This is a genomic window from Mucilaginibacter sp. P2_A5 (genome assembly GCF_056404995.1).
Window position 1 is genome coordinate 30474 of the sequence record NZ_JBFUCY010000047.1, and the last position, 11940, is coordinate 42413.

6 protein-coding genes are annotated in these 11940 nt (G+C 44.0%); 3 read left to right on the forward strand and 3 right to left on the reverse strand.

Annotated features, from left to right (window positions below):
• Positions 1–54: 54 nt before the first annotated feature.
• Genes AC1DXF_RS27685 through AC1DXF_RS27695 form a run of 3 tightly spaced genes read right to left on the reverse strand, consistent with a single transcriptional unit; the run spans position 55 to position 2072 of the window.
• Positions 55–843 carry a sensor histidine kinase gene (locus tag AC1DXF_RS27685; protein WP_477451930.1) on the reverse strand — a complete coding sequence of 263 codons (789 nt, stop codon included), beginning with the start codon at positions 841–843 and terminating at the stop codon, positions 55–57.
• Entirely contained in the window at positions 810–1466 is a 657-nt protein-coding gene (locus AC1DXF_RS27690) for a hypothetical protein (protein WP_477451931.1), read from the reverse strand. The genes AC1DXF_RS27685 and AC1DXF_RS27690 overlap by 34 nt, the downstream gene beginning before the upstream one ends.
• Positions 1467–1478: 12 nt before the next feature.
• A complete protein-coding gene (locus tag AC1DXF_RS27695; protein WP_477451932.1) occupies positions 1479–2072 on the reverse strand; it encodes a hypothetical protein in 594 nt (197 codons plus the stop codon).
• A gap of 463 nt (positions 2073–2535) precedes the next feature.
• On the opposite strand from AC1DXF_RS27695, the gene AC1DXF_RS27700 reads away from it, so the two are divergent.
• From AC1DXF_RS27700 to AC1DXF_RS27710, 3 genes are all read left to right on the forward strand, one after another.
• Positions 2536–3087: a phage tail protein gene (locus tag AC1DXF_RS27700; protein WP_477451933.1), complete on the forward strand. Its 552-nt coding sequence runs from the start codon at positions 2536–2538 to the stop codon at positions 3085–3087.
• A 37-nt stretch (positions 3088–3124) separates the two neighbouring features.
• Complete coding sequence (locus tag AC1DXF_RS27705; protein WP_477451934.1) at positions 3125–4054, forward strand: methionyl-tRNA formyltransferase; 930 nt, start codon at positions 3125–3127, stop codon at positions 4052–4054.
• A 30-nt stretch (positions 4055–4084) separates the two neighbouring features.
• The coding region (locus AC1DXF_RS27710) for a beta strand repeat-containing protein (protein WP_477451935.1) at positions 4085–11940 on the forward strand (7856 nt) is incomplete at its 3' end.

The following is an 11940-nucleotide window of genomic DNA, read 5'->3' on the forward strand; positions in this document are numbered from 1 at the left end:
CGAAAAAGGATAAATTCAATTTTTGACTCAAAACTTAGTACTATTAACTTAACGTTAGTAGGGTATAGTTACAATAATTTCAGATCCGCTTCCCGGGGCCGAGTTGATAAAAGCGGTGCCATTTATCATGGCCGCCCTTTTGGTGATGTTATGCAGGCCCATCCCATTTTTTCGTTTCAGTGTTTCTTCTACATCAAAACCCTTCCCGTTATCGCGGATTGTTAACTGAAATGAATTTTCAATCTGCTCTAAAGTTATAAATATTTCAGTTGCTTTGGCATGCTGTATAATGTTATTTATAATCTCCTGGAACAGCCGGAAAAGGATGGTTTCTTTACCGCTGTCGGCATTAAATGAGCCGAGGTTCCGTTTATCGAAATTGATCTTAAATTTATCTGATCGTTGCAGCCATTCCAGTTCAAATTCAATAGCCGCGGCCAGCCCGCGGTTTACCAATTCTTCGCCATGGAGCAGGCGCGACAGCGCTTTTACTTCTTTAATTGATCGTGTGGTCAGGTCTTCAATAAATGCTAGTTTTTCGGCTGCTTTATCCGTATTGTTCAGGTCGATAGAACTTAAGGTGATGGTGGTGATACTCAGCAACTGGCCTATATTATCATGCAGATCGTAAGCGATGGTTTTAAGGGTTTGTTCCTGTACTTCTATCTGGGTTTTGAGCAGCTCATTTTCAAATGTTTTTTGCAGCAGCAGCTTCTCCTCCTGGTGTTTCTTTTTTTTGCGGTTGTATGAAACAACGTAAATAATCAAGAATAGGGGGGCAATCAAAAAAATGAGGGAAGTTAACCCTATCAGGAAGATGATTTCCTGCGAAGATACCTGCATAAAAAAGCGTATGACCAAAATGCGTAAAGTATAATATTAAGTAAATTAAAAATATAGTACCGTATAGAGTGCCCATATATTACCGTACTTGAGTGCGACATATAATCGAAAAAAACATTACAGGTAGTGCTCCCGAAATAAAAAAACAATGAGCCGCTTACCCACCAAAAAGGTGCTGAAAATGCCAGCCGTTCAAACTGCTCATCCATTAGTTTAAGGTAATAGTAATAAAGGCAGGCAAATACAAACATTACCGACATTATCGTTGCAGTAATTGATACAAAGCCTTTAAAGTGGGTAGCAAATAACTCGGTAATAAATATTATCATAAAAATACTGTACCAGGCAAGCAGCCATTTGCGCGTGTCTTTATAGGGTTTGTATAAATTGTATAAGGTGTAGCTTACCATGCCACACTCAAATAACAAAAACACATTGTACAAATGATGATTGAAGATATGCGCTACCCTGTTCATATAAATGCCTGTAAACTCTACAATGCAGGTTAATAGGGTGTATGCTATAAATAGCTTCCAGGCCGCTATTTTTTCGTTTGATAGAAAAATAAGGGCGGCCAGGAAGCAAATAAATTCGGCAACAGTATTTATTGTGATAAAAATCATGCGGTTTAGATATTATTGTACCAATGTTGCACCTATGCTGCTGCAGGTGCTTGGCGGCGGGCATTGCTCGCCGCGGTTTTCTGGTGGGGTGCCTACTATAAAGCCGGTTGCGCCACTGTTTTGCCCTGGTGCCGGTTTTCCATTATAGTAATCCCAGTGCAGCGTTTTGCCATCTTTCTTAACTTCGACGGTTGATACCATTATCAATGTATTACGGCCCCAATACATTTTATCCGGAATGTGGCCGTCAACAAAAGTGCCTGGATAGTCATTATGATAAGTTGCGAGGTAAAAACGAATGCCATCGCCCTTTTCGCTGTCTATCTTTGCAACTAAAGCTTTCAGTCGTTTAAGGTCAAACCAGATAGCCCGGGTATTAGCTACTTTCACGGTGTCGGGCTTCTGATCAAGCTTAATAATTGAGTCGGCCTTGCCGGCATGTTTTTCGTAATTTTTTACATAGGCTAAAGCTAATTTATACCCTACGGTATCAAGATTAGCCTGGGGGTCGGGAGCTGCCGCCGTAGTGGTGGCCGGCTTTTGCTGGCATGCGCTAAAACAAATAATGGTAAAAGCCAGGGCAATTAGGGTAATTTTTTTGATCATGATGTTGTTATTTGAGTTTATCGAAAGTGCTCAATTATGAGTAGAAACACAACATCTATATTAAACCTTTTTTTACCCTAAAAAACACCTTTAAAAAAGCTGATTATACCCTATACTACCTTTTAACTATAACAGACATTTGTGATGTGATGCAAAGTAAAGAAAATGAGGTAACGGTTTTGTTACATGTATTGATACATTGTTTAACATAACCAGGCAGCAATAATAATGCTTTGTTGTGGGGGTAACTCACTGAAATTTGCAATTAAATTAACCAATGGTATATTATTATAAAACATTGATAATTAAGCTGATGTTTATAGCAATTGGTTGTGAACATTCACCGCAGATAAAATTTTTCAATTGACATAATGACATATATTTATAACCGATTAAACCAAAACAACTTATTCACTCCCCCCATAAAACTAACTTATTAATTTAAACTATAAAACTTATTACTATGGATCCTTACATTGGCGAAATCCGCATGTTCGCCGGCAATTTTGCACCCCAGGGCTGGTTTTTTTGCGATGGCTCAATGCTGTCAATTAATCAGTATCAGGCATTTTTTTCATTAATAGGCACTACCTATGGCGGCGACGGTATGAGTACTTTTCAAATACCCGACCTTAGAGGCCGTGCGCCCATACACTCTGGAAACGGACAAGGAAGGGGCGTATCCCGTTATGAACTTGGCCAACTGGGCGGAACAGAGAACGTTACCTTATCGGTACAGCAAATGCCGGCGCATGGGCACCAGGTGCTTGTCATTGCATCGGCTGCCGATCAATCTACGCCGGAGAATAATTTCCTTTCAATCGGCGTAGACGGGTCGACGGGCAACGCGGCCACTAGTTACCAGGATTTTGTCGACACCACGCTTCCTCAAACCTATCTGAATCAAAAAACCGTTGTGCCTTCAGGTGGTAACCAGCCGGTAAACGTGGTAACGCCTTATTTAGGAATCAATTTCATTATTGCATGGCAAGGTATTTGGCCTTCAAGACCATAATAATGAACAAACCTTTTATGAATTTTAATGCCTGCTGGTGAAAGTCGGCATCATATCTAATTCGAAAATATGTATACCCCTGCTTTCGTACTTAAGGAGTATAAAAGCAGGGGTTACACTGTACTTCGGCAAATCGGCCCATGCTGATATCAGCATGACCGATCTGGCTGACTTTTGCAGGGTGAACAGTATACCGTTTTATGCAGAGAATGACAAAAAAGAGTTGTACAACTGGCAGCAACTGAATGAACCGGACGTAATATTTATTACCGGCTACGCTCATAAAATTGCGGTTGAAGAACTAAACGGCGTGCAAAAAGGAATTTATAATATACACTTTGGTAAGCTGCCGCAATACAGGGGGCCTTCGCCGGTTTTTTGGCAGTTAAAAAATGGCGAAGCGCAATTAGGTTTAGCCATACACCAACTAACCAATAAGCTGGATAGTGGTGCGGTTATATGGGATAAAACGCTAAAGAACGAAGATTATTATACATATAGTTACACAAACCAGGCTTTTAGCCAAATGCAGGTAGCAGGTGTAGCAGAGATATTGCACAAGCTAAGCACAAAACAGCCGCTTATAAAAAGGGAACAGGACGAAACACTGGCCCGGTATTACAAAAAGCCGCAACTGGCCGATGTATTGGTGAATTGGGAAGTAATGACGGCAACGGAGGTATTAGGCCTGATTAAGGCATGCACGCCCTGGAATAACGGGGCAAGCGCCTTAATAAATGGTTACGAATTAAAGATACTGGATGCGCAGATAACGCCACAAAATACAAACGCTGCGCCAGGTACCATCAACATAGCTAATAACAAGTTTTATGTGGCCTGCATTAATAAACAGGAGTTAAACATAAACTTTTTTAATATAGATAATACATGCATACCGGCCCGGCACGCATGTTTTTATGGATTAAAAACGGGGCAAAAATTCATTAGCAAAAATATAACGGTATAGCCGCAAAAACAGACCACTTAAGTAAGCATCATGAAAAGAAATTTACTCTTATTAAAAAGCAATCTTTTAAAAAGCCTTTATACTATGTCGGCTGCTTTTTTGTTGTTAGTATTGTTATGTATCAGTATAACAACCCGTGCGCAGGTTGTTTACAGCCTGGGCGACCAATCCAGCACCAGCCCTGTTGCGGGCGATGTTGTTAACCGCGTAAATTATAACGGCACCGGCGTAACAACAATTACTACCGGGCCGACAGCCAGTTTGACACAGCCGGGTAATATTGCCCTGGATGGCAACAATAACCGACTTTTTGTGTCGGAATTGTATACCGCAGGTAATGTTATTAAAGTGATTAATGCAACTACAGGCGCTGTAATAAGATCCATCAGCAGCGCTAACTCCAAATATATAAAAGATGTTGCGTATGATGTTGCCAACGACTGGTTGTACTATATAACTGAAGGCGGCAGTATAACCGTTAACGATGCAGGCGATGCTGTTTATAGGGTGCATGCCGATGGAACCAGCTCACAAACAATAGCCACATCGATAACAAAAAACCCTTACCGAATTGATGTGGATGTTGCCGGCAATAAGGTTTATGTATTGGATGTAAGCTTTAGCGGAAGAGCTTTGAAAACGATCGACCTGGCAAACAGCAACGCTGTTACATCACGGTCGTTTGCCACCAGTGCACCCGCGGTATACGATTTTGCGGTTGATAAGGTAAACGGCTATATTTATTACCTCACTGAAGGTTCTAACCCCACAACACTTACCGCCACCGACGCATTGCGGAGGCAAAACCTTGATGGTACCAACGATGTGGCTTTGATTACTTCAATTTGCAATACGCCTTTTCGTTTGGCGCTCGATTTGGGTAACAACCGCGCCTATATAGCCGATGTTTATAATGTTACGGCAAAGATAATAGCAGTAAATCTTTCAAATAATACTTTCAGTACAGCACTTAATTTACCACAAGGCTCAACCGCTGCGGTACTCTCTGATTTAGCCGTGCCGGAACAACCTAAGGTAACCACTACTGCGGCATCATCAATAACAGCAACAACGGCAACACTTGCCGGCACACTGGTTTACGGCTACGGAATGAGCACCGAACGTGGTGTTGTTTATAGTTCAACCAATACCACGCCTACGGTAAGCGATACCAAAGCAGCGAACGCTACGGTAACCACTAATGCTGCATATTCCGGAAATGTTACAGGCTTAAGTCCAGCAACAACCTATTATGCCAGGGCATATGCTGTAAATGGCGCCGGTACTACTTATGGTGCTGTAGTTACTTTTTCAACGCTATCAAATGATGCCACACTTTCGGGGCTTAGTTTAAGTAGTGGTTCATTAAACCCAATATTTGCTTCCGCTACTACTTCTTATACAGCCTCGGTACCAAACAGCACAGAAACAATTGCCATTACACCAACATGCAACCAGGCCAACGCTACACTTAGAGTTAACACCACCATTGTAACATCAGGCTCGGCATCTGCCAATTTTTTCTTAAATATAGGCGATAATGCCCAACACGTTGTGGTAACCGCGCAAGATGGTTCTACCAAGACTTATACAGTAACCGTAAACCGGGCTAAAACTCCACAAACCATTACTTTTGCTTCAACGGCATCAAAAACATATGGCGATGCAAATTATGCGCCGGGCGCAACAGCCAGCAGCGGTTTAACTGTTAGCTATAGCAGCAATAATACAGCTGTGGCAACTATAGTAAGTGGTAAGATTCACATTGTTGCACCAGGCACTGCTAATATTACAGCCTCGCAAGCGGGCGATGCCAGTAACCTGGCGGCAACCAGCGTAGTGCAGGCCTTAACCGTAAATAAAGCTTCAATTACAGTAACTGTAAATTCCGCAAATAAAATTTATGGCGATGCCGACCCCTCGTTAACTTATTCAGTTACCACGGGTGCATTGGTAGGTAGTGATGCTTTCACTGGCGCATTAACACGCGATGCGGGCACTAATATTGGTACCTATAATATTACCCAGGGAACGCTGGCTTTAAGCACCAGCAAATACACGCTCTCGTTTGTAACCGGTGTTTTAACTGTCAATAAGCGAGCTATCAGTATTCAGCCTGCACCTGCAACTAAATCATACGGTGATGTTGATCCCAATTTCCCTTATTATTTTAGGGTGGGCTCGATGCCAAGCGGCGACGGAATGGCAGGCTCATATGTACGCGATCCGGGCGAAACCCCAGGTACATACGCGTTAAGCATAGGAACCAAACACCCCATAAATGCAACAACCGGTGTAGATCAAAGCAATAACTATGTTATCACTTATATACCAGAGTATTTAACTATCACCAAAAGAGATATAACGCTGCACCCTGTACCTGCTACCAAAGTTTACGGCAGTGCCGATCCCGGATTTCCTTACCAGTTTACTGTAGGCTCACTTGCGCCTGGCGAAGGTATGACGGGTACGTTTGGCCGGCTGGCAGGAGAGGATGTTGGCGTTTACGCATTAACCCTTGGCACTAAAAGACCGGTAAATGCAACAACTGGAGTATTTACCGATCAGTATTACACCATATCAATTATATCTGACAACCTCACCATTACCAAAAAAACGGTTAATGTAACGGCAAATGCGCAAAGTAAAACCTATGGTGGTGCTGATCCGGTGTTAACCTATACCGCCGACGCACTTGGTTTTAGCGATACCTTTAGCGGTACACTTACACGCGCAGCCGGCGAAAGTAACGGCACTTATGCCATTAGCCAGGGAACGCTTGCTTTAAACACCACAAACTATGACCTTAACTTTACAGGTTCAAATTTAACTATAGGCAAAAAAATAATTAACGTTACTGCCGCTGCCCAAAACAAAACCTATGGCGATGCTGATCCTGCCTTAACCTATACCGCCGATGCATTAACAAGCGGCGATAGCTTTACAGGGGCATTAGCCCGCGTAGCTGGCGAGGCAGCAGGTACTTATGCCATTAACCAGGGAGGCCTGGCCTTAAATAACAACTATACTTTAAACTTTACAGGCAGTAATTTAACTATCGGTAAAAAGGTAATAAATGTGACAGCAAACGCGCAAAGCAAAGCTTATGGCGATGCCGATCCGGCTTTAACCTATACGGCCGATGCATTACTGGGTGGCGATGCCTTTGGTGGCTCGTTAACGCGTGACGCTGGCGAGTTTGCAGGCAGCTACAACATCAACCAGGGCAGCCTCACATTAAATAATAACTACGCTTTAAATTATGCCGGCAACAGTTTAACAATTAACAAGATTACTTTAAGTTACGTGGCAACCCCGGCAACTAAAACTTACCTGGCGCCCAATCCGGCCTTTACCGGTACCGTAACGGGTTTTGTCAACGGTGATACACAGGCTACGGCCACAACCGGTACATTAAGCTTTACATCAACAGCAACAGGCTCAAGTCCGCAGGGAAGCTATCCTATTAACGGCTCGGGCTTAAGCGCCAATAATTATAGCTTTGTGCAATCGCCGGCAAATGGTTCGGCATTAACAGTAGTTTTATCTTCTGATGCAGCTTTATCCAATATATCTGTCTCACAGGGAACGTTAAACACGTCTTTTGACGCCGCGACACATCAATATTCGGTAAATGTAGATCATAACATTACATCAATTGATCTTACGGCGGTGGTTCATCAGGGCAATGCTACTATGCTTGTAAACGGTATGGCGCTTACCTCAGCTTCTGCAATTACTTTGCCTTTGAATGCCGGCGACAATTACTTTACCACGGTTGTAACCGCCCAGGACGGCACCACTACACAAAGTTACCTGGTAACTGTAAACAGGGCGCTTTCTACAAATACCCTATTAACAAATATTGCGCTTAGCGGTGTTACAATTAACCCCGTGTTTGATTCAAACACAACAACGTATACGGCTGCTGTAAATAACCTTGTTACTGGTACCGATATTACTGCAACCGCCGCTGATGTTGATGCAAATGCACAAATAGGTCCCTTCAAAATAACTGCCACCACGTCTTATCCTTTTTCATTAAACGTTGGCGACAATCCCATCAGCGTTGATGGGGTAGCGCAAAACGGCGATATCAAACATTATAACATCACCATAACCAGGGCACCATCATCAGATGCCAGTTTATCGTCGCTTAATGCTACTGTATTAACGTTTAATGAGCCATTTAGCAGTACCACGTATAATTATACCGCAACAGTAGCCAACAATGTATCACAGTTTAACTTTGTTCCTGTCGGTACAAACAACGCTGCTGTTATTACATTTAACGGTAACCCCGTAAATTATTTAGGCGTTACGCCGACAATTAACTATGGCGTTAACACTTATAATATTATAGTTACATCCGAAGATGGTACTGCAACACATACCTATACCATAACAGTAACCCGTACGCTATCGTCAGATAATAACCTGTCTACACTTTCCATTCCGTTCGTTACTACCATAAACGAACCGTTTGATCCCAGTGTATTAAACTATACTGCAACACTGGCCGATTCGACCATCACCGGTTTGCCGCTTACAGCTTACTCTTACGATCCGAACGCTACCATGAAAATAAATGGAACCGCGGTAGCCAGGTTTGCCAATTACACCATGACTTTACATGGCGGCGCAAATACCTTTAATATAGTAGTTACGCCGCAGGATAACGGCACTGCAAAAACGTATACGCTGGTGCTTACACGCGCAGGTACGCCACCGCCGCTATTGTCGCCTAATGCTACTTTATCTGCAATGTCTGTTTCGGCTACCGGCTATAGTCACAACTTTAATTTCGCTTTTGATGTGCTTACACCTCTTACCGTGGCAAATAAAGTAACCGGGGTGAGGATTCATCCCGTAATCCCTGCCGATGGTGCAATAGCTACTGTTAACGGCGTTGCATTAGCTTATGATGCCAGTACAAATCTGTTGCCGTTAAATGTAGGCGATAATACTTTTGATGTGGTTGTAACCGCGGCTGATGGCGTTCATCAAACTACAAATACGCTGCACATAAACAGGTTACCGTTCGCTGATATTAGCCTTGCTTCATTGGTTTTAAATGCCGGCACCTTGAACCCTGCTTTTGTTGGCACTACACTTACTTATTCTGCGTCGGTGCCTTATAGCGTTAGCAATTTAAACCTGACTCCGGTTGCCAATGCTACTGATGCAATAGTTACCATAGGGGCCACAACTATTAGTGCCGGTGCACCAAGTGCAAGTGTTCCGCTTAACGTAGGGCTGCCAAATCGTATAAGGGTAACGGTAACCGCTGCCGATGGCGTGAATACCCAAAATTATACCGTAAATGTAACCCGTTTGGCCCCCGATGCTACACTTGCCTCGCTTACCCTTGGCAGTGGTACGCTTAGCCCGGCATTTAACAGTGCAACCACAACGTATACCGCTTCGGTAGGCGGTAATGTTGGCAGCGTTTTAATCACGCCAACCGCAATAGATCCAGGCGCCGTAATAACCATTAATGGTTCGTTAATTGGCGCGTCGGCAACCATGCCGTTGATTGCAGGCGATAACAGTTTTGCTATTGTTGTAACAGCTGGTGATGCCGCTGGCGGTACTGTTACCCAAACATACAATGTAACAATAACCAGGGCAGCTGCATCTTCGGATGCCACGCTTGCCAGCTTGAACTTAAGTACTGGGACATTAAGCCCGGTATTTAATGTCAGTAATTTGAACTATACCGTCCCGGTAGGATCGTCGGTCAACTCTTTAACCATAACCCCGGCCGCTACAGACCAAAATGCAACAATAACCGTTAATGGCTTAGCAACCAATGTTGCCGGTACATCAACGGTAGCATTAACCCCCGGTGCCAACATTATCCCGATAGTGGTTACGGCGCAGGACGGCAGTACCACCAGTACCTATACGCTAACGGTTAACCGTTCGAATGCTGGGTTGTCTACCAATGGAAACTTGAGTTCACTAAGCCTGAGTCCAGCTTCTACGCTGACAGCAATAACAGGCAGCAGCGCGGTAAATTATAAAACGTCGGTATTGGCTTCGACGTCAAGCATAACTGTTACGGCTGCGACAGCAGATCCTAACGCGGTCATCAGGATTGAGGGCAATGTGGTGTTGAGCGGAAGCGCATCTGCACCGATAACGCTGAACGAAACCGGAGCAACTGTTATTCATGTTTCTGTAACAGCCGAAGATGGTGCCACTATTCGTACATATTCCATTACCGTGTACAAAAACGGATCAAGTAATGCCTCAATAAGTTCATTGGCATTAAGCCCGTCAAGCCCGTTGTCAGTAACAACAGGTACCAGTAATGTAAATTACCAAACCTCGGTATCGGTGACAGCAGGGACTGTTGCGGTTGTAGCTACAACTACAGACCCAAATGCAACCATACAGATTGAGGGCACTACGGTAGCCAGCGGTGTTACATCGGCCCCAATAACGCTGAATGCAACGGGCCCTACAACAATCCATATATCCGTAACAGCCGGGGATGGTGTCAGCGTCCGTACTTATTCCGTTGTTGTAAATAAAAACGGGTCAAGTAATGCCTCGCTTACTTCCCTAAATCTAAGCCCTACCTCAACGCTGACGACTACAACAGGCAGCAGTACCATAAATTATCAAACTACGGTCTCTGCAGCCACAACCAGTATAACTGTTAAGGCTATCGCGTCAGATCCTAACTCGGTGATACGGGTCGAAAGTAATATTGTGCCAAGTGGTAGCACATCTGACCCTGTAACGCTGAATGCTACCGGGACTACTACCGTTCATATTTCTGTAACAGCCGAGGATGGTGTCACCATTCGTACCTATGCTATCGTTGTGTATAAAAACGGATCAAGTAATCCTGCTTTGAGCTCATTAAGCCTGAGCCCAGCTTCTACGCTGACAGTTATAACGGGCAGCAGCACGGTAAATTATCAAACGTCGGTATTGGCTTCGACGTCAAGCATAACTGTTACGGCTGCAAGTGCAGATCCAAACGCGGTAATAAGGATTGAGGGCAATGTGGTGTTGAGCGGAAGCGCATCTGCACCGATAACGCTGAACGAAACCGGAGCAACTGTTATTCATGTTTCTGTAACAGCCGAAGATGGTGCCACTATTCGTACATATTCCATTACCGTGTACAAAAACGGATCAAGTAATACCTTAATAAGTTCATTGGCATTAAGCCCGTCAAGTCCATTGTCAGCGACAACGGGTACCAGTAATATAAACTACCAAACCTCGGTATCGGTGACAGCAGGGACTGTTGCTGTTGTAGCTACAACTTTAGACCCGAATGCAGTGATACAGATTGATGGCACTACAGTAGCCAGCGGTGTTACATCGGCCCCAATAACGCTGAATGCAACGGGCCCTACAACAATCCATATATCCGTAACAGCCGAGGATGGTGTCAGCGTCCGTACTTATTCCGTTGTTGTAAATAAAAACGGGTCAAGTAATGCCTTGCTTACTTCCCTAAATCTAAGCCCGGTGTCAACACTGACAACTACAACAGGTAGCGGTACCGTAAACTATCAAACTACGGTCTCTGCAGCCACTGCCAGTATAAATGTTAAGGCTATAGCGTCAGATCCTAACTCGGTGATACGGGTCGAAGGTAATATTGTGCCAAGTGGTAGCACATCTGACCCTGTAACGCTAAATGCTACCGGGACTACTACCGTTCATATTTCTGTAACAGCCGAGGATGGTGTCACCATTCGTACCTATGCTATCGTTGTGTATAAAAACGGATCAAGTAATCCTGCTTTGAGCTCATTAAGCCTGAGCCCAGCTTCTACGCTGACAGTTATAACGGGCAGCAGCACGGTAAATTATCAAACGTCGGTATTGGCTTCGACGTCAAGCATAACTGTTACGGC